General features: G+C 35.8%; 20 protein-coding genes. 16 read left to right on the top strand and 4 right to left on the bottom strand.

Annotated features, from left to right (window positions below; genetic code table 11):
• Positions 1 to 485: 485 nt before the first annotated feature.
• On the top strand, positions 486 to 1,175 hold the full coding sequence (gloB, locus tag HMPREF1864_RS02835) for a hydroxyacylglutathione hydrolase (RefSeq protein ID WP_062571335.1): 690 nt from the start codon (positions 486 to 488) through the stop codon (positions 1,173 to 1,175).
• Positions 1,176 to 1,243: 68 nt separating this feature from the next.
• Here the strand turns inward: gloB and HMPREF1864_RS02830 are convergent, their stop codons facing one another.
• The 3 genes from HMPREF1864_RS02830 to HMPREF1864_RS02820 all read right to left on the bottom strand — a co-directional run bounded on the left by HMPREF1864_RS02830 (position 1,244) and on the right by HMPREF1864_RS02820 (position 5,504).
• A complete protein-coding gene (locus HMPREF1864_RS02830; RefSeq protein WP_062571334.1) occupies positions 1,244 to 2,584 on the bottom strand; it encodes a sodium-dependent transporter in 1,341 nt (446 codons plus the stop codon).
• An 83-nt stretch (positions 2,585 to 2,667) separates the two neighbouring features.
• Positions 2,668 to 4,311: a tryptophanase gene (locus HMPREF1864_RS02825; RefSeq protein WP_062571333.1), complete on the bottom strand. Its 1,644-nt coding sequence runs from the start codon at positions 4,309 to 4,311 to the stop codon at positions 2,668 to 2,670.
• Between the two features lie 302 nt (positions 4,312 to 4,613).
• Positions 4,614 to 5,504: a fructose bisphosphate aldolase gene (locus HMPREF1864_RS02820; protein ID WP_062571332.1), complete on the bottom strand. Its 891-nt coding sequence runs from the start codon at positions 5,502 to 5,504 to the stop codon at positions 4,614 to 4,616.
• A gap of 88 nt (positions 5,505 to 5,592) precedes the next feature.
• Here HMPREF1864_RS02820 and HMPREF1864_RS02815 point away from each other — a divergent pair, with 88 nt between their 5' ends.
• From HMPREF1864_RS02815 to HMPREF1864_RS02785, 7 genes are all read left to right on the top strand, one after another.
• Positions 5,593 to 6,171, top strand: coding sequence for a ribonuclease H1 domain-containing protein (locus HMPREF1864_RS02815; protein ID WP_062571331.1), 579 nt, complete (start codon positions 5,593 to 5,595; stop codon positions 6,169 to 6,171).
• Entirely contained in the window at positions 6,168 to 6,587 is a 420-nt protein-coding gene (locus HMPREF1864_RS02810) for a deoxycytidylate deaminase (RefSeq protein ID WP_062571330.1), read from the top strand. The genes HMPREF1864_RS02815 and HMPREF1864_RS02810 overlap by 4 nt, the downstream gene beginning before the upstream one ends.
• 134 nt (positions 6,588 to 6,721) lie before the next feature.
• The gene (gene mscL / locus HMPREF1864_RS02805) at positions 6,722 to 7,141 is read left to right on the top strand and encodes a large conductance mechanosensitive channel protein MscL (protein WP_062571329.1); all 420 of its coding nucleotides are present in this window, start codon (positions 6,722 to 6,724) and stop codon (positions 7,139 to 7,141) included.
• Positions 7,138 to 8,169 (top strand): patatin-like phospholipase family protein, encoded by a 1,032-nt coding sequence (locus tag HMPREF1864_RS02800; protein ID WP_062571328.1) that lies wholly within the window; start codon positions 7,138 to 7,140, stop codon positions 8,167 to 8,169. Before mscL ends, HMPREF1864_RS02800 begins: the two co-directional genes overlap by 4 nt.
• Positions 8,159 to 8,788 (top strand): NUDIX hydrolase, encoded by a 630-nt coding sequence (locus tag HMPREF1864_RS02795; RefSeq protein WP_062571327.1) that lies wholly within the window; start codon positions 8,159 to 8,161, stop codon positions 8,786 to 8,788. The genes HMPREF1864_RS02800 and HMPREF1864_RS02795 overlap by 11 nt, the downstream gene beginning before the upstream one ends.
• 444 nt (positions 8,789 to 9,232) lie before the next feature.
• Positions 9,233 to 10,219 (top strand): 3D domain-containing protein, encoded by a 987-nt coding sequence (locus tag HMPREF1864_RS02790; protein WP_062571326.1) that lies wholly within the window; start codon positions 9,233 to 9,235, stop codon positions 10,217 to 10,219.
• Between the two features lie 260 nt (positions 10,220 to 10,479).
• Complete coding sequence (locus tag HMPREF1864_RS02785; RefSeq protein WP_062571325.1) at positions 10,480 to 11,373, top strand: hypothetical protein; 894 nt, start codon at positions 10,480 to 10,482, stop codon at positions 11,371 to 11,373.
• A 40-nt stretch (positions 11,374 to 11,413) separates the two neighbouring features.
• Here HMPREF1864_RS02785 and HMPREF1864_RS02780 read toward each other — a convergent pair whose 3' ends face one another.
• Positions 11,414 to 11,653: a glutaredoxin family protein gene (locus HMPREF1864_RS02780; protein WP_062571324.1), complete on the bottom strand. Its 240-nt coding sequence runs from the start codon at positions 11,651 to 11,653 to the stop codon at positions 11,414 to 11,416.
• A 106-nt stretch (positions 11,654 to 11,759) separates the two neighbouring features.
• Here HMPREF1864_RS02780 and HMPREF1864_RS02775 point away from each other — a divergent pair, with 106 nt between their 5' ends.
• The 8 genes from HMPREF1864_RS02775 to HMPREF1864_RS02740 all read left to right on the top strand — a co-directional run bounded on the left by HMPREF1864_RS02775 (position 11,760) and on the right by HMPREF1864_RS02740 (position 19,451).
• Positions 11,760 to 12,206, top strand: a complete 447-nt coding sequence (locus HMPREF1864_RS02775; protein ID WP_062571323.1) for a hypothetical protein — start codon at positions 11,760 to 11,762, stop codon at positions 12,204 to 12,206.
• Positions 12,193 to 12,963: an alpha/beta fold hydrolase gene (locus HMPREF1864_RS02770; RefSeq protein ID WP_062571322.1), complete on the top strand. Its 771-nt coding sequence runs from the start codon at positions 12,193 to 12,195 to the stop codon at positions 12,961 to 12,963. The genes HMPREF1864_RS02775 and HMPREF1864_RS02770 overlap by 14 nt, the downstream gene beginning before the upstream one ends.
• 9 nt (positions 12,964 to 12,972) lie before the next feature.
• Positions 12,973 to 14,526: a UDP-N-acetylmuramoyl-tripeptide--D-alanyl-D-alanine ligase gene (gene murF / locus HMPREF1864_RS02765; RefSeq protein ID WP_062571321.1), complete on the top strand. Its 1,554-nt coding sequence runs from the start codon at positions 12,973 to 12,975 to the stop codon at positions 14,524 to 14,526.
• 4 nt (positions 14,527 to 14,530) lie between these two features.
• A complete protein-coding gene (locus tag HMPREF1864_RS02760; protein ID WP_062571320.1) occupies positions 14,531 to 15,703 on the top strand; it encodes a D-alanine--D-alanine ligase family protein in 1,173 nt (390 codons plus the stop codon).
• Positions 15,703 to 17,805 (top strand): ribonuclease R, encoded by a 2,103-nt coding sequence (rnr, locus tag HMPREF1864_RS02755; RefSeq protein ID WP_062571319.1) that lies wholly within the window; start codon positions 15,703 to 15,705, stop codon positions 17,803 to 17,805. The genes HMPREF1864_RS02760 and rnr overlap by 1 nt, the downstream gene beginning before the upstream one ends.
• Positions 17,798 to 18,253 (top strand): SsrA-binding protein SmpB, encoded by a 456-nt coding sequence (smpB, locus tag HMPREF1864_RS02750; protein WP_060799588.1) that lies wholly within the window; start codon positions 17,798 to 17,800, stop codon positions 18,251 to 18,253. The genes rnr and smpB overlap by 8 nt, the downstream gene beginning before the upstream one ends.
• A gap of 207 nt (positions 18,254 to 18,460) precedes the next feature.
• A complete protein-coding gene (locus HMPREF1864_RS02745) occupies positions 18,461 to 19,063 on the top strand; it encodes a YhfC family glutamic-type intramembrane protease (RefSeq protein ID WP_062571318.1) in 603 nt (200 codons plus the stop codon).
• Positions 19,050 to 19,451: a DUF3887 domain-containing protein gene (locus tag HMPREF1864_RS02740; RefSeq protein WP_062571317.1), complete on the top strand. Its 402-nt coding sequence runs from the start codon at positions 19,050 to 19,052 to the stop codon at positions 19,449 to 19,451. Before HMPREF1864_RS02745 ends, HMPREF1864_RS02740 begins: the two co-directional genes overlap by 14 nt.
• Positions 19,452 to 19,465: the final 14 nt, after the last annotated feature.

Here is a 19,465-nt window from a genome sequence, read left to right as displayed (position 1 = left end):
CGGATTAAGTAAGTACAGAAAAAGTTTAATTAAAAGCAGTCACAAAGTTGGCTGTCTTTTTTAAATTGAATTTAAGAGAAGCTATAAAAGGATTAATCCTGAATCAATTTCATTAATATAGAAAACCATCTTGCACGAATATCTTATTACAAAAATTGCTATTTTCTAAATCTCGAACTTCTAAAATCGCAAACTCGCTTCGCTCAAACAATGGGATTTTAGCCGAAGTTCTTCGATTTGAAAATAAGACAATTTTTGACCTAGGATATTCTTAGCAAGATGGTTTACATTTGTAACTAAGTTAAATAGTTATGTAATAATTCTGTTTTTGTACTAACTTAGAAACAGAGAAATAGATACTCTAGAGATTATGTAAAACCTTAACTATCTAATTTGAAAATTTAAACAATAACTTAACAAGCAAAACAAAACTCCTCCCATGTTTAAATCCCACCAATAAGAGTAAGAATATTATGAGGTGTTTTATGGATATTAGATATATTAAAGCTTTTAATGACAATTACATTTGGACTATTGAGAAGGGTGGCAAGATTATTGTTGTTGATCCTGGCGACGCAGGTCCTGTTATTGATTATTTAAGGGGCAGAAATCTTGACTATATTATTTTAACCCACAAGCACATGGATCACGTTGGTGGTCTTGATGAACTTAAGATTAAATACGGACCAAGGGTTTATGGACCCATTGAAACTAGGAAATACAACGACGTGACTTTAAGGGATGGAGATGACTTTGAACTTCTTGGAGAAAACTTCAAGGTAATTTCAACTGGTGGCCACACTGAAGACCACATTTCCTATTTAGTTGATGGCAACTTATTTTGTGGAGATGCCCTCTTTCTTGCAGGCTGCGGCAGGGTCTTTACTAAGGACTACAAAAAGACCTATGAGGGTCTCAATAAGCTAAAAAGTTTAGCTGATGATACTCTGGTTTATCCTGGCCATGAGTATTCTCTTGCAAACTTAGAATTTGCCAAGTCTGTAATCTCCAATGGGGACTTGGATAGGGAATATGAAAGGGTAAAAAAGCTCAGAGAAGAAGGCAAGATTACTCTTCCATCAACAATTGGAAAAGAGAAAAAAATAAATCCCTTCTTCTTGGCAAGGGACTTAGATGAGTTTATTGAATTTAGAAATAAAAAGGATAATTTTTAAGTAAAAATCTGCAAAAGAAAAGTGCTGGTTAATAGGAAAACCAACACTTTTTTGTTTATAAAATTTCATCAACCAATACCACCAAGTATTGCACCAGCTATTAGGGCAATAATGGCAGCAGTTACATATACATATTTTGCTAATGGATAGTACCATCCTCCAATTTTCTTAGGGGAGCCTTCATTGACTGCAGCAAGGACATAATCTTTGCCTGCAACCCAAAGGAACATTATGCCTGCAAGGGCAGCTCCAAGTGGGCAAATGTAAATTGAAACAACGTCCATCCAACCACTTACTATGCCTTGAATCAAAATTGCAACAAGGCAACCAATTATGTGGATAATTGTAGTTGCAAGAAATCTTGACGCATTGAATTTTTCTTGTAGGTAGGCAACTGGTGTTTCGTAGAGGTTTATTATTGAAGATACTCCTGCAAAGAGAACGCAGATGTAGAAAATCATTCCAATAATTTTTCCAATAGGCATGCCGTTAAATACATGTACAAGGAAGATAAACATAAGACCAGGGCCACCAGTGTCAAGTGGTGCATCAGCTGCTGCCATGGCAGGTATGATTACAAAGGCTGCCAAGAGGGCTGCTATTGTGTCAAAAACTGCAACATTTCTTGCTGATGATGGAATACATTCATTCTTAGGAAGGTAAGATCCATAAATTACAGTGCCTGAGCCTGCTACTGATAAGGAGAAGAAGGCTTGTCCAAAGGCAAATATCCAAACCTTAGGATCCTTTAATCCTTCAGGATTTACTGTGAAGATATACTTATAGCCATTTGCAGCACCTGGAAGGAAGAGGATGTAGATTGCAAGTCCTACAAATAAAATGAATAGGGCTGGCATCATAATTTTGTTTGCCTTTTCAATTCCACCAGATACACCCATTACCATTATGGCGAAGCTTGCAAGTATTGCTACAACAACCCAGATGTTTGCACCAAAGGCTCTTGCTGTTAGGCCAAAGGTACCACCAATTACATCCATATCTTGTCCCATTTCATAAAGGTGACCTGATAGAGAAAGGAAGGTGTATTTAAAAATCCAAGCCATTACACAAGTGTAGCCTATAGCTAGTGCCAAAGAGCCAAGAACTGGGATAAGACCAATTAATTCGCCAGGCTTTTTGTTGCCAGTTCTTAATTCTGTACATTTTCCAAAGGCACCAACTGGTCCAGCATTTGCTGACCTACCTAGTGCCATTTCAGAAATTACTCCCGTTGATCCTATTAAGGTTACGAAGATAAAGTAAGGAATGAGAAAAGTCATCCCACCGTAAGTTGAAACCATTATAGGGAATCGCCAAATATTACCCATACCAACTGCGGACCCAATACAAGCTAGTATAAAGCCCCATTTGCTTTTAAAACCATCACGAGTTTTTAAGTTGTTATCCATAATTTTTCTCCTTAAAGGGTAATTTACCCCTCAACTAAGAGGGGCTTATTTAATTTTTGTATTTATAAAAAATTTAGAGAAATTTATTTTTCATCTTCAGAAGCTTCATAAGTTTCAAGGAAAGCGTGGAAGTGACGCATTGGAAGATTCTTTCCCTTGACTATTCTAATATTAGGAATAGTAGCACGATCTTCGTAAAGAGCCTTAACTGCTGCGATTACATAATCCATGTGTTCCTTAGAAAGTTGACTTCTATTTATTGCGAAACGAACTACGTTAGCTACTTCAGCTTGTTGTTCTGGAGTCTTTAGGTCATATTCCATTGAGTAGTTACCAAGTTCTGCAGTTCTAATTCCATATCTTCTTATTAATTCAACAGAGAAGCCTTGACCTGCAAAAGTTTCCGGTCCCCTCTTGTTGTCGAAGAATTCGTCCATGTTGATATAAACACCGTGACCACCAGCAGGAAGTACAACTCCCTTAACGCCAGCCTTGTAAAAACCTTGAGCAAGGTATTCACATTGTTTAACACGAGCATCAAGATAATCAAACTTAGCTGCTTCATAAAGACCTGCAGCAAGAGCCATAATATCTCTACCACTCATTCCACCATAGGAGTCGTTGCCGTAAGAAGAAATTTGTTTAACTTTTAAGAGGATACCTACATCAGTTTTAACTGTGCCATCTTCGTTAAAGTCAGAGAACTTCTTCCAGAATAGTCCCTTATCTCTAAAGGCAAGAACGCCACCCATATTTGCGTGTCCATCTTTTTTAAGTGATGCAGTAAAGCCGTCGCAGTAAGAGAACATTTCTTTTGCTATTTCTGGAATTGACTTGTCAGCATAACCTTCTTCATTAACCTTGATGAAGTAAGCATTTTCTGCCCATCTAGCAGCATCAAACATATAAGGTATATCATACTTGTGAGCAATTCTTGAACATTCTCTCAAGTTTGCCATAGAAACTGGTTGACCACAAACTGTATTGTTAGTAATAGTTGTGTAAATTAGTGGCACATTTTCAGGTCCTAGCTTAGTGATAAGTTCTTCTAGTTTTTCAGTGTCCATGTTGCCCTTAAATGGATTCTTTTCATAGTGACCATTTTCAGGAACTTCCCATAGCAATTTTTTGTTGTATAGGTTTCTTGGGATTGAACCCATTTGCTTGATATTACCTTCAGTAGTGTCGAAGTGACCATTAGAAGGGATAGTATAAATCTTTCCTGGTTCTCTAGCGTTTAATATTTTTTTGACAAGTTCGAATAAAACAGATTCAGCTGCACGACCTTGTTGAATAATAAAGGTATTTGGTCGTTCCATTTGGGCAGAGCCACCATTAAATAGGCCACCTTCATATTCGCAAAGGTAAACTTCGTCCATCATTTTTTCAACATCTTCGCAGTCAGTTCTTACAAGGTCGATGATTCTTTTTTGATCGTCGCCTCTTTCGAATACATCCCTAAAGGTATCGAGAAGGACATAGTAGCCCTTGTTTCTACCATAGGATTCATCTCCTAAGAACATCGCAGACCATTGAACGTCTGTCATGGCTGTAGTTCCTGAGTCTGATAGCATGTCAATAGTTAACATTCCTGCAGGGAAGGCAAATTCATTGTAGTGAGTAGCCTTAAGAGCCCTTTCCCTTTGTTCAACTGTTACATTTGGGATATTCTTTGTTACATAAGTGTAGGAATGTGGTGTAGGTACGTCTAATTGATACTTTTTCATAAAAAAACCTCCATATAATAATAAAAAAGTTATAGAGGAACCCCGGTCATTAATATAAAATTAACTAGCGGACAGTATCCTATAGAGAACCCCGGTCATTAAAAATTTAACTAGCGGACAGCACTCCAGATAATGTTTATTATCTATGCAACAGTTTACATTATGAAAAAATATTTGTCAACAACAAACTGCATTAATACAAGCTTTAGCTAGGGTTATAAGATGAAGAAAAACATTTGCAAATTGAGAAATCAAAACAAAAAAAGACCTCCAAAAATTGGAGATCTTAAAAATTTTACACTTTATTTTTCAACTGAAGCTGAGTAGTTTTTTTCGATAGAGTCGTCAAGCATCTTTGTAAATTCTTCTGCACTTTGATTTACATTTAGTCCTTCAGTAAGGGCTCTTGAGTAAGAAGCAATTACGCCCCTGTTCTTTCTAAGTTTTTCGTTGGCTTCATCTCTTGAGTAGCCACCAGATAGGGCAACGATCCTAACAGTTTGATCAAATTCGTAAAGGTCTTCGTAAAGATTTGCTTTTTCTGGAAGACTTAACTTAAACATTACATAAGTGTCCTTGTCTAGTTTTTTAAGTTCTTCAACAAGATATTTTTTAAGGACTTCTTCGATTTGTCCCTTGTCCTTAGCGTGAATATCAACTTCTGGCTCGATAATAGGAACAAATCCTGCTGCGGAAATTTTCTTTGCGTAGTCAAATTGTTGTTCAACCACTTTTTTAATGGATTCTTCATTAAGTTCCTTTACAAGAGAACGCATCTTAGTTCCGAAGATATTTCTTTCCTTTGCATTGGCAAGAAGTTCGTCAATGTGTTTGAAAGGCTTCATAAGTTGAGCACCGTCTTTTTCTTCATCAAGACCTTCGTCAACTTTAAGGATTGGAACAATGCCCTTTTCTTCCCAAAGGTAGTCGCCAGTGAACTTGCCGTCGATTTTTGAGTTCATAGTAACCTTAAATAGGATTGCAGCTAAAATTCTATCAGATGTAAAGGCCTTATCCTTTATAATTCTCTTTCTCATTTCGTGAACTTGTTCAAACATTTCTTCTTCGTTTGAATAAGCATCTTCAGTCACACCATAATTTAATAGGGCCTTTGGTGTTGATCCACCAGATTGGTCAAGAGCAGCAATGAATCCCTTGCCATTTTTCATTCTTTCAAATTGTTCTTTGTTCATTTTTACCTCCAAAAGTCTAGACTTCTAATTACTTCTAATTATATAATAAGTAGACATAGTTGACAAATCACAAAATTTTGAGGTGAACATGAAGTATTACGCAGTTAGAATAGGAAGAAATCCTGGCATCTATCACACCTGGGATGAGTGCAAGAGAGAAACCATGGGCTTTAAGGGAGCAAGTTTCAAAAAGTTTTCCACTCGTGAAGATGCTGAGGCTTTTATAAATGAAATAGAAGAAAAGAAGAAGGAGTCAGCAGAAAAGGACGAGCTTGTAGTTTACGTCGATGGATCCTATAGGGACAGCGACAAGTCCCACTCCTATGGTGTCTATATGTTTAATGATGAAGAAGAATATACTTACTCAAAGAGATTTTTCAAGGACTCAGACATGAGGAATGTGTCAGGAGAAATCAAGGGAGCCATGCGTGCCATGGAAGAAGCAGCAAAGCTTGGCAAGAAAAAAATCTACCTTCACTACGACTACGAAGGCATAAGGTCATGGGCACTTGGTTTTTGGAAGACGAATAAAGAAGGAACAATATATTACAAGGACTTTTATGATTCCATAAGGGACAAGTTGGAAGTAAAATTTATAAAAGTTGAGGCCCACACTGGGGTCAAGTACAATGAGTTAGTTGATAAACTTGCAAAGGAGGCAAAATGAGAAAATCTTGGGATGAATATTTTATGGAGATAACACAAATGGTTGCAACAAGGTCCACTTGCGACAGGGCCTTCGTAGGCTGCGTCCTTGTGAACTCGGACAACAGGATAATTTCAACAGGCTACAATGGATCAGTGACAGGCAACCCCCACTGCGATGAAATTGGACACACAATGCGTGATGGTCATTGCATAGCCACAATCCACGCAGAGATGAATGCCCTCCTATACTGTGCTAAGGAAGGAATATCAGTTAGGGGAGCCAAGGCCTATGTAACTCACTTCCCTTGCCTTAACTGCACCAAGGCCCTTATCCAAGCAGGCATAGGAGAAATAATTTATCACGAAGCCTATAGGGTGGACGACTACGCTATGGAACTTTTGGAAAAGAATAAGATTATCTTAAAACAAATTTAAAAATTACAAAGACGAAGAGAGACCTGGGATTAATTCCTAGGTTTTTTGATTAAAGTTTTTTTATCAACAAGCTGGGTAATTAATATCTGTAAGAAATTATATTTACACTATTATTTAAAATAAAGGAGGACGAATTGAAAAACTTTTTGAAGGAATTTAAGGAATTTATTTCCAAGGGTAATGTAGTTGATATGGCCTTCGGTGTAATCATAGGTGGGGCCTTTGGTAAAATTGTTGCAAGTCTTGTGGAAAACATTTTGATGCCAATTATTGGTATCTTAATTGGCGGAGTAGATTTTACTAATTTAAGTATTACAGTAGATCATGCCGAAGTTAAATACGGGGAATTTTTGCAATCAGTTTTTGACTTTCTAATAATAGCATTTGTAATATTTATAATGATGAAGCAAATTGCAAAAGCTAAAAGTAAATTAAAAAGACAAGAAGAAGCTCTAGATCCAACAGAAAAGGTGTGTACTTTCTGTAAATCAACAATTGATATTAATGCAACAAGATGTCCGCATTGTACATCTGAGTTAGGAAGTGCGGAATGAAAAAGTGGGCATTAGTCTTAGAAGGTGGAGGAGCTAAGGGTGCCTACCAAGTAGGTGCCTACTTCGCCCTCATGGAAATGGGATTTGATTTTTCGAAAATTGTTGGAACTAGCATAGGTGCCTTTAATGGAGCCATGTTTGCTCAAGGAGATGCCTATGAATGTTTTAAAGCCTGGAAGAGCCTAGACTTTTCTGCCTTTGAAACTGAGTTACAAGAAATTGAAAAAGATGATAATTTATTTTCAAAAATTGTAGATAAGCTTCGTGAACACGACATAAAAGTTCCTGAACTTACTAGGTCACCCTATCCTCTCTACAAGTTAGTGGATCAGTTCATCAATGAAGATAAGCTTAGAAGGTCTGATATTGATTTTGGTATGTGTACAGTGAATGTATCTGACCTCAAAGTTGAGAGATTATTTAAGAAGGATATTAAAGAGGGCCTTTTAAAGGACTATATTATCGCCTCTTGTTATCTTCCTTTTTTTAAATTACAACGTCTTCACGGCAAGTATTTTATTGACGGTGGCTTTGCATCACCTGCTCCTATGGAGATGATAGATGAAGACACAGATATTGTCCTAGTAAGACTTTCAAGGCTTCCTCTCAAAAACATCGAAAGGGCAAGTTATATAATTAAGGCAAATAAAAATCTTGGGTCATCCCTTGGCTTTGACAAGGAAAAGGCTGACGACCTAATAAAACTTGGCTACTTCGATGCCTTTAAGGCTGTTAAGGGTCTCAGGGGAGAAGACTACTATATTATGCCTCTTGACGAAGGAGAGAGCCTAAAGTATGTTTATAGGCTCCTAAAGGATAAGGTCAAGGAAAGTGAAAGCAAGATTGCAAGGATAATCTTTGAAGACTATGCTCCAAGGCTTGCAGAAGAACTAGAGATGCCAGAAAGCTTTAGGTATGATGACCTCTTATATATGCTCCTTGAAAGAGAAGGCAACAAGAGACAGATTGACAGGTTTAGAATTTACACAGTAGAAGAATTTATGAGGGAGATAGAAAATGCCAACTGACCAAGACTTAAATTTAGAAAAAATTAAAGCCAAGGTGCAAGAGATAAAACCCATGCCCATTGACGTGAAAAATAGGTTTTCCGTCATGATTCCTCTTATAAAAAAAGATGGGAAAATTCATCTTCTCTTTGAGGAGAGGGCCTTTACTCTAAGAAATCAACCTGGAGAAATTTCCTTCCCAGGAGGCAGGATTGAAGAGGAAGAAAGTCCAAGGGATGCTGCTCTTAGGGAGACTTCAGAAGAGCTTTTAATTTCAGAAGATGAGATTGAAATTTATTCTGAGGGTGACTTTGTAGTAAATCCCTATGCAGCAATTATTCACAGCTTCATTGGAGAAATAAAAAGAGACTTTGACAAAATATCTCCATCAAGAGATGAGGTGGAGAAGGTTTTTACAATTCCACTTTCTTATTTTTTAGAGACCGAACCAAGATCCTATAAGATCGACTTAAGGGTTGAGAGGAACGAAGACTTTCCCTACCACCTGATTCCCAATGGTGTCAACTACAAGTTCAGAAGGGGGAGAGAAGAAGTCCTCTTTTATGAATATGATGGCAAGATTATTTGGGGCTTCACTGCTAAGATGGCTAGACGTTTTGTAGAAAGGCTAATGTCATAAATTAAAAAATCAAAAAGATGAAAAGCTTAGAAAATTATTTTGATTTTAATTTTTTAAGCTTTTTATTTTTTTGGAGTAAAACAAGCCTCTTATAAGAAATAAGGCTTAGAAAAACTTTAAAATTCACTTACTAAAATGATCTTTTTATCAAAAAATTAATAAAATAAGGAAAGTATCATAAGATTTTGTAATATAAACGTAATACTTTATAAAAAATCCCTAAATTTCAAGCTTTGAGAGGGATTTTATTTTTATTTTAAAATAGATTTAATTGACGCAAATTTTAAAATGGCTTAATCAAGCCATTTGTAGAGAGATTTACAAAAAAGTTACAAAAAATTGACAAATCTTATTTTTTTTAATATACTCTTAAAAGATTAGAAAAAGTTACAAAGTAGTAACAAAATTTACAAGTTTGTAACTGAATTTATGGAGGTAATATTTTTGAATAAACAGAACATTTTTAGAAATGCGAAATTTATGCTGATTGTCCTAGCTCTTGTGTCAATCCTTACAATGGGTTTTAGCACGGCTCTAGGTAAAAACGTTGAATTAAATATTAATGGAAAGACTAAGATAGTATTCACATATGAAAAAACAGTAGGAGACTTCTTGGAAAAAGAAGGCATTGTTCTTAAGAACAAGGACCTTGTAAGCCCAGGTCTTGATGAAGAGATTACTAAGGACACAAAGATCCTTATTACTTCACCAAAGTCTTATCACATAAAAGATGGAAACAAGACACTAATAGCTGAAGCAAATGGATACACAGTTGCTGATGTACTTGAAAATCTTGACATAAAACTAAACAAGCTTGACAGAGTTTCCCTTCCTCTTGATGAAATTGCTAAGCAAGGAATGGAAATCAAAATTGATAGAGTTGTTGAAGAAAATTTAGTTAACAAAGTTGAAATTCCTTTTGAAACAGAAACTCGTGAAAACAATGAAATGTTTAAGGATGAAAAGAAAGTTATCACTAAGGGACAAGTTGGAGAAAAGGTAGAAAACCTAAAGAACACTTATGTAAATGGAAATTTAGAAGCTACTGAAGTCCTAAAGAGTGAAATTACTAAAGAGCCTGTAAAGGAAGTTGTAGAAGTTGGAACTAAACAAGGATCTGCTGCTCCTAATGGAAAGTCAGCTAAGAGAGTAATTATTATGCAAGCTACTGCTTATGACCCTTCTGCAGGTTCAAGGACTGCTATGGGAACAAGGGCAAGAGTTGGTGCAGTTGCTGTTGACCCTAGGGTTATCCCACTAGGTTCAAAGCTTTACATTGAAAGTATGGATGGCTTTCCAACTTATGGTTACGCTACAGCAGAAGATACTGGTGGAGCAATTAAGGGAAATAGAATTGACTTATTCTACGGCACAAGTTCCCAAGCTAGAAATTTTGGAAGAAGAAACGTAAAAGTTTATGTACTTGATTAAGAGGGTCCTGGTAACAGGACTTTTTTTATTGCTTACTTTTAAGCTATTAGAGATAAAGACTTAATAAGTTATAGACTTAGAAAAATTATTTATAAAAAGTATAAATTATAAAATTCTAAAGGATTAATAAAAAAATTTGAAATTAATCACCAATCAAAAATTTATTGCTCCTAAATACGAAGTAAAAATAATTTATAAATTTGTGATTAGTCATTTAAAAGAACCAATATTTAACTTATAATGTAGGTGAGGATGATTTTATGAAATTAATTGAACATGAACTCGTCGATAGATATATTTATTATTTGCAAAGATACATCCCCTATGACAAGCAAGAGGCTGCCAAAGAGGATTTTTTAAATATACTGAGAGATAGACTTCCGGAGATTTATACAGAAGAAGACATAAAAAAAGAATTAAATAGGATGGGGAACCCTTATGAGTTTGCAGGAGCCTATAGCGACTCAGGCAACTTCCTCTTAAGTGGAAAGAATTATGAAATCTTTAAGGCCTTTTTAAAGATACTTTCAATTTCTGCCCTTCTTGGTCTTGTAGCATTTACCTTTAACTACTTTAGACGCTTTCAAGGGACAAATTTGTTTGACATCTTAAAGAGTCTTGTAGTTAGCATTTTCATATTGAGCCTTTTGCCATCTTGGATTTGCGAAAAGATTAAGACTACAAAAATCTTAAAGGCCCTTATGGATGAATGGGACATAGAAAACCTCTACGAGTCCAAAAAGTTAAAGCTAGAGGTCTATGAGATAGGTCTACTTATGGTGAAGTTTTCCATGTACTTTATGCTACAAGTTTACATCTTGACTGCCAGCATAAATATTTCCAAAGCTACTTATTTCTTTGTCATGTTTTTATTTTTTATCAATGTGCTTTCTGTAAATATTAAATTTTCAGAGAACACAATTTTTTCAAAGACAATGTATGTGGAATATTTTGTTGACATCTTTAGCATCATTAGTTTGATCTTTTTAACAAGCTATCACATGCCAAGAGTCTTTGGCACAAATATAATAATTCTATGTAATATTGTTAATTTAGTTTTAAATTCTTACACTATTTCCAAGTCTAAAAATATACTCCTATCGCGAAAAAAGAGAAAGAAAAACAGAAAAAGAAACAAAAAAGACAGAGATTAAACTCACTGAGTAATCCCTGTCTTTTTAATTTCTTATAAAGTTAATCTAGATTTTCTTTTAGGTATTTAATAATGTCTAGTGATTCATAAAGAGGCTTGTCTCCAATGAAGAGACAAGGCACTTGCTTTTTGCCGCCTTTTTCAATTAAATATTCACGAGCTTCTTTATCTTGATCAATATTTTTTATTTCTACAGAGTCAATGCCAGCATCTTCCATGAAGGCTTCTACCTTTTTACAGAAAGGGCAAACTGTTCCGACATAAAGTGTTAATTTTTCCATAATATCCCTCCAAGTCTTTTTTACCCAATTAAAAATAAAGAAAACAAGGGCAGTATTTAAAAGATATGAGATTTTTGGTATAATAACATAGATTCGAGGTGATATTGTGGGATTTTTTGACAGTCTTGATGGCAATTTAGATGACCTACTTGGGAATCTAAATTACCTAAAGAAGAAAATTGTGACTGAGTCGCAAGAAATTAAAAAGGCAGCAAGGTTGAGATACGAACTTTTAAATGAAGAGAGAAAGCTAAGCGAAGCCTTTGAAAAGCTTGGCAAGCACCAATACCATGCTCTAAAGGGTGAGGGGTCTAATCTCAATGTAAGTGAGACTCTGCAAGAAATAGAGAGGTTAGAGTCAAGAATTTCTTCACTAAAGATGGGCCTTGACTTAAGTGAAAAGACATCTGGCATAAATTTTGCAGAAGATAATGCTAGCCAAGATGCTTATGAGTCCTCTTCAATTTTTGTAAGAGATGAAGAAGATACTTCTCATGAAGAAGACCAGGGCTCAATAATTTTTATAGAAGAAGATGAAGATGAAAATAGATAAAGAATTTGTTGAAATAGACGGTATAAAAACTGCATATATTAAGAGGGAGGGTGGCGAGAAAGTTCTTCTTATCCTCCACGGTTGGGGTGCATATATTGAATCAATTATGCCGATTTTTAATGCCATCCCTGATAGTTACACAGTTTACGCCTATGATGCGCCAGGCTTTGGAGACAGCGAAGACCCAAAAGAAGTCATGGGGACTTATGATTATTATGAATTTCTCTTAAAGTTTTTGGACCACTTTAATATTAAAAAGGCAACTTTTGTGGGTCACTCCTTTGGGGGCAAGACTCTTACGATTTTAGGGTCAAGAAATAAGGACAGGGTTGAAAAGCTTATAATAATCGATGCATCAGGAGTCCTTCCCAAGAGGAAGATGTCCTATTATGCCAAGGTCTATTCCTTTAAGGCAGCAAAAAAATTCTATATGCTAACTCATGGCAATAATGAAGAGACCATGGCAAAGTTTTATAAAAATCATGGGTCTGATGACTACCAGGCAGCAGATGGAATTATGCGTAAGTGCTTTGTAAAGGTGGTAAATGAGTCCACAAGAGAGGAATTCAAAAACATTGATGCAGAAACCCTCCTCATTTGGGGAGATAAGGATGAGGCAACTCCTCTTTATATGGGTAAAATTTTTGAAGAAGAGATAAAGAATTCTGGCCTAGTTGTCCTAGAGGGGGCTGGACACTATTCCTACCTTGACAAGTTTGGCCAATTTAATGCAGTTATTAATTCGTTTTTAGGTTAGGAGATTTTCATGGAATATTTTTTACAGAGACTGCCAATTTACTTAATAGATTTTGTTATTATATGCCTGGCACTTTATTATTCCCTAATTAGGAGTAACTTTCCCATTCACATGCTCCAATTAGAGGGCTACGACAATGATGAATACAAGACATTCTTAAAGAACAACAAGGAAAAGATGAACAAGTTGGTCTACAAGTTGGAGAAAAATCAAAAGACTCCCATAGTTTGGACTGACAGGGCAAAGAGGCTTCTAAAGAAGCACAAGCTTGTTAATTATATTGCCTTTGTCCTTGTAGTTGTTTTTTCATTGGGAATTTTTGATGGGTCAGGATCCTATGTGATTTCAATTTTAGTTACACTAATCCTGTCATTTTTAATTTACTTTTACCAATATAGGCTACTTATCTTGACAAACAAGTGGGCAAAACCTACTGAAGACAAGATAAATATGGGCTTTTACAAGTCAGCTCAGGCAAAAATAAAAAAGTACAAGGAAGAAGAAGGCTTAAGGGTCCTTGGAATCACAGGATCCTTTGGAAAGACTTCAGTTAAGTTTATTTCAGACACAATTTTATCTGAAGGTCTAAGGGTTAAAAACACACCATCATCCTTCAACACTCCTATGGGTCTTTCAAAAATCATCAACAACGAACTTGAAAGAGACAGGGAAGTTTTTATAGCAGAGCTTGGTGCCAAGGTGCCAGGAGAAATCCACGAAGTTGCAGAGCTTGTCCAACCAGATATTGGGATAATAACTGCTATTGGACCAACTCACATGCATCTTTTTAAGACAATTGAAAATATACAAAAAACAAAGTACGAGTTAATTGAAGACCTGCCAGAAGATGGGGTTGCAATTTTTAACTACGACAATGACTATGTTAAACCTCTTGCAGACAAGACTAAGAAAAAAACTTACAGGTATGGAACAAAGGACTTTGACAAGCTAGATGTCTATGCCGATGACATAAGGGTAAGTGAAACTGGGTCAGAATTTGTCCTCCACATTAAGGGAACAGGAGAAATTAAGTGCTCCACAAGACTTCTAGGAGTTCACAACATTTCCAACCTTCTTGCAGCTGCAACTGCTGCCTATGTCTTGGGACTTAGCCTAGAGGAAATTCAAAGGGGGATTTCCAAGGTTGAGCCAGTGGAACACAGGCTTTCACTTATTCCATCATCAAATAACACCATAGTTATTGACGATGCCTTTAACTCAAACCCAGTGGGCTTTAGGGCGGCTCTTGATGTTTTAAGAGGTTTTAAGGACCATAGGAAGATAATAATAACGCCAGGTATGGTTGAGCTTGGAGATATGGAAGAAGAAGAAAATAGAAAAATAGGTCAAGTTATGGCAAGTGTCCTTGATTTTGCAATTTTAGTTGGCAAAAAGAGAACTCTTCCAATCTATGAAGGCCTTAAGGATAAAAATTTTGATGAAGAAAAAATTTATAGGGTTTCTTCACTAGACGAGGCAACTAAGGTTCTCGCAAAGATTTCAATGGCGGGAGATGTCGTTCTCTTTGAAAATGACCTTCCTGACAATTACAATGAGGAGTGAAAAAATGGAAAATATAGGTGTAATCTTCGGTGGAAGATCCGTTGAACACGAAGTTTCTGTTATTACAGGAATGCAAGTTATTGAAAATATGGATAAGTCTAAATACAATCCTATTCCAATTTATATTACAAAAGATGGCAAGTTTTTGTCAGGAGAAAGCTTAAAGAACTTTAAGTCTTACAAGGACCAAGACTTTCACGATGGGGTAGAAGTTTTCTTCAAGCCAGAATATGGCAACAAAAACTTATACTATGTAAAGCACAATCCAAAGAAACTTTTTAAGGCAGAATACGATTCAATAGAAGTTTACAAAAAAATTGATGCAATATTCTTTGCCCTACACGGAACTTTTGGAGAAGATGGATGTACCCAAGGACTTTTTGAACTTATGGGGATGCCTTACACTGGCTGTGGCGTTATGTCTGCTGCTGTTGGTATGGATAAGGTTACTATGAGAAAGGTCTTTGAATCAGAAAATATTCCAATGACAAAATACAAGTACTTCTATAGGGAAGAACTTAAAAACCTAAAAGGTCTTATAGAAAAGTGCAAGGACTTAAACTTTCCACTTTTTGTTAAGCCAGCAAATCTTGGCTCATCAATAGGGATTTCAAGAGTAGAAAATGCCCTTGACCTTTCAAAAGCTCTAGAAGTTGCAGCCCACTACGACAGAAAAATTATTGTTGAAGAAGCTGTTGTAAATCCAAGAGAAATTAACGTTGCAGTCCTTGGTTACGAAAATGACCTAAGGGTTTCTGCAGCAGAAGAACCTCTTGGATTTAAGGACCTTTTAAAGTATGAAGATAAATATGTTTCTGGCTCAAAGGGAGCTAAGTCATCTCAAAAGCACCAAAACAAAAAACTTCCAGCAGAACTTAAGCCAGAACTTGAAAAAGAAATTAAAGAACTTGCAAAAAAAGCCTTCTCAGCAATTGATGGTGCAGGTGTGGCAAGGATTGACTTCCTTGTTGATGGCGACAAGGCCTATGTAAATGAAATCAACACCCTCCCAGGTTCTATTGCCTTCTACCTTTACGAGGTTGATGGACTTATGATTAAGGATTTAATCACAAGACTAATTGAACTTGGCAAGGAAAGACATAGTGAGAGAGCTGCAAATAACTATTCAATTGATTCAAATTTATTTAATATGACAAGTTATGGAGCAAAGATTTAATGATTAAAGAAAAGATTTTAGAACTTATTGAAAAGTCAAAGCCAAGGACAAAGGATGAACTTGCCAGATTATTCAAAATAAAAAGCAAGGAGAAAAAAGAATTTAATAGGATCCTTGAGGAACTCGAAAAAGAGGGCCTAATTTTTATGGACCACAGGAAGAAGTACAGACTTGTGGACAATGACAAATTCTTTTTTGGAAAACTTCAAACAAATGCCAAGGGTTTTGGATTTTTAATAAGCGAAAATCTTGACGAAGATATTTATATATCAAGAAACAACCTTATGGATGCTTTAAATGGCGACGAAGTCATCGTCAGAAGATATAGGGACTCCTTTGGCGACAAGCCAGAGGGCAAAGTCCTATCCATTGTGAGAAGAGTTAACAGCAAATTTGTTGGAGTCTTTCAAAACAAAAAGGACTTTGGCTTCGTTGTATCTGATGAGAGCAAGATGGCAATGGACATTTACGTTCCTAAGAAGAAATTTAAGGGGGCAAAAAATGGTCAAAAGGTTGTTGTAAAAATAGAAAAATGGCCAGAGGCAAATAAAAAGCCTGAGGGAAGAATAGTAGAAGTCTTGGGCTATCCAGAAGACCCCGATGTTGATATTCTTTCTGTAGCTGCAGGTCTAGACCTTCCAATGGAATTTTCTAAGGCTGCCCTATCTGAAGCAAGGAGTATTCCACAAGAAGTTAATGAAGATGACTTAAAGGGCAGAAGAGACTTAAGAGATCTTATGACTTTTACAATTGATGGTGCCGACTCCAAGGACTTTGACGACGCAGTTTCACTTGAAGTTGCAAAAAATGGCAACTACGTCTTAGGAGTTCACATTGCAGATGTTGCCCATTATATTGAAGAGTATTCAGCTCTAGATGAAGAGGCCTTCAAGAGGGGAAACTCAGTTTACCTTTTAAACAAGGTCATACCCATGTTGCCCTTTGAACTTTCCAATGGAATTTGTTCCCTTAATGAAGGTGTAGATAGGTTGACCCTATCTGTCCTTGCAGAAATTGACAAGAAGGGCGAAGTAGTAAAATATGAAATCCTTGAGTCTGTAATCAATTCTAAGAGAAGGCTAGTTTATGAAAATGTGTCTGACTACTTAGAAAAAAATATTTCTCATCCATCCCTAAAGGGGCTTGAGAAAACCCTAGACAAGATGTATGAACTTGCAAAAATCTTGGAAGACAAGAGGGAAAAGGGCGGTGCCATAGACTTTGACATACCAGAAGTTATCATTGAAGTTGATGATAGAGGTTGGCCACAAAATATCCACAAGAGAGATAGGAGATCTGCTAACAAGCTCATAGAAGACTTTATGTTAATGGCAAATGTCTGTGTGGCAAAGGAATATTATTTTAATAAAATTCCATTTTTATACAGGATTCACGAGAGACCAAAGGATGAAAAAATTTCAGAACTCAACTCCTATTTGAGACCTCTTGGCTACATGATTAACTTTGATGAAAAAGTTGAGCCAAGAGATGTACAAAAGGTACTTGAAAAGGCAAAGGGGACTAAGGAAGAGATGTTTATCTCCACTATGACCCTAAGGTCTATGGCAAAGGCGAGGTACTCTGCAGTAAACGACATCCACTTTGGTTTGGCATTTGACCACTACTCCCACTTCACTTCACCAATAAGAAGGTATGCCGACCTCACCATCCACAGGATTATAAAGAAGAAGATCCAAGGCAAATTATCCAAGGGCGACATTACAAACTTAAAGGCAATATTGCCTGACATAGCAGAGCAAGTTTCTAAGACAGAAAAAGTTGCCCAAGATGCTGAAAGACAAGTGGAAGACATTAAGATGGCTGAATATATGTCTGAGAGAATTGGAGAAGTCTACAAGGGTAGGGTTTCATCTATCACAAACTTTGGAATGTTTGTGGAACTTGACAACCTAATCGAAGGACTTGTGGGCTACAGGTCAATGGATGGCTACTACGAATTCGACCAAGACAACTACAGGGCAATTGATTACAGGACAAAAAAAGAATTCCACATTGGCGATGACGTTACAATAAAAGTTGCAAATGTTGACCTCATTATGGGCAAGATTGATTTTAAAATGGTAGGTGATGAAGATGAGTAAGGAAAAAAACGATGCAATAGCAAACAATAAAAAAGCCAGCCATCTTTATTTTATCGAGGATACTTATGAAGCAGGTATTGAACTTGTGGGGACTGAGGTCAAGTCCATAAGGGCAGGCCACGTCAACATCAAGGATGCCTACTGCGACATCAACAAGGGAGAAATTTTTGTATCAGGCATGCACATTTCACCCTACGAGCAGGGAAATATTTACAATGTTGACCCCATGAGGAAGAGAAAACTTTTGATGCACAAGGCAGAAATCCTTCGTCTAGAAAAAGTTAAAACCCAAGAGGGCTACACAATCATTCCCCTAAAAGTTTATCTAAAGAGGGGAAGAGTCAAAGTCTTAATTGCCAAGGCAAAGGGTAAGAAGCTTTGGGACAAGAGAGAGACAATGAAGAAGAGAGAAGTAGACAAGAGACTTCGCCAAGCAACGATGTATTAATTTTTAATAACTTGTGCTTTAATAAAAATTAATTGCTAGGAAGTTCATTAAATTTTGAAAATTAAAAGTTGAAAATAAATTATTAATTAACGCTCAGTCATGGGCGTTTTTATTTTGCATTTACAATTAAAGAAATTTTATTGACAAAATAAATAATGATGATAAAATTCTATTTAGATAGATATCTAAATAGAAAGGGCTTTAATTGTGAAAAAATTTTTCAAATTATTTTTGCTAGGAATGATATGTTTTGCATTATCACAGCTGTGCTTGCGATTGCCTCTCCTAAAATTATTAAATAATAATTTATGGATCAACAACTTTCAAAGTTTTTATCCACTATTATATGGATTTTTAATCACCCTGAGTGCTGGGCTCTTTGAAGAGGGCGGAAGATTTATTTTTAGGGATAAGTTTTTAAAGGAAAGTAACAGCAAGTCAGATGCAATTATTTTTGGGTTAGGTCATGGGCTTATTGAAGCAATGTTTGTTATTCTTGTGAGTTCTGGCAACCTAAACTTAATGACTAGTTCTGAAATTTTTTTAGGATTATATGAAAGATTGTTAGCGGTGATCTTTCATATTGGTATGACTGTGTTAATATGGCTTGGATTTAACAGAATGGAAAAATACAGATATTTAATTCTAGCGATTTTATTACATGGTTTTTTTGATTATTTTATAATATTAAAGAATACTTTTGGATTTAGCAATTTGATTTTGTACGGAATTTGGACCTTGATTTGTATATTTATCTTAATTTTCATTTTTAAAATTAACTTAGGAGGGAATAGGAATGAAAAAATTTAAAATTTTAACTTTAACAGCTCTTGTATTACTTTTGGTTGCCTGTGGTTCTAAGACTAAAAAAATGTCAGATGAGGATTTTAATAAGTATCAAAAAGAAGCTCAAGCTGCAATAAGTTTAGTCAATGAGAGAAAAACAGATGAATTTATTGATTTGACAGAAAAATCACTGGGATTTAAAAAAGAAATTTTGGAAGAAGGCTATAAAAATCTTGAAAAAAATGGAAAATTTGTAGAGTTTGGTGATGCTAAGGGAATCTATGAAGAGGATAAGAATTCAGGAACAAGTTATTCTACTATTTTACAAAAGGTCAAGTATGAAAAGAAGGATGTCCTTTTTAGGGTAAGTTTTAATAAGGATGATAAAATAGTTGGAATATTTTTCAAGTAAATTGAAAATAAATT

It is taken from the genome of Peptoniphilus sp. DNF00840 (genome assembly GCF_001553125.1).
Taxonomy (GTDB): domain Bacteria; phylum Bacillota; class Clostridia; order Tissierellales; family Peptoniphilaceae; genus Peptoniphilus_A; species Peptoniphilus_A vaginalis.
This window is presented reverse-complemented; position numbering and strand designations above follow the sequence as displayed.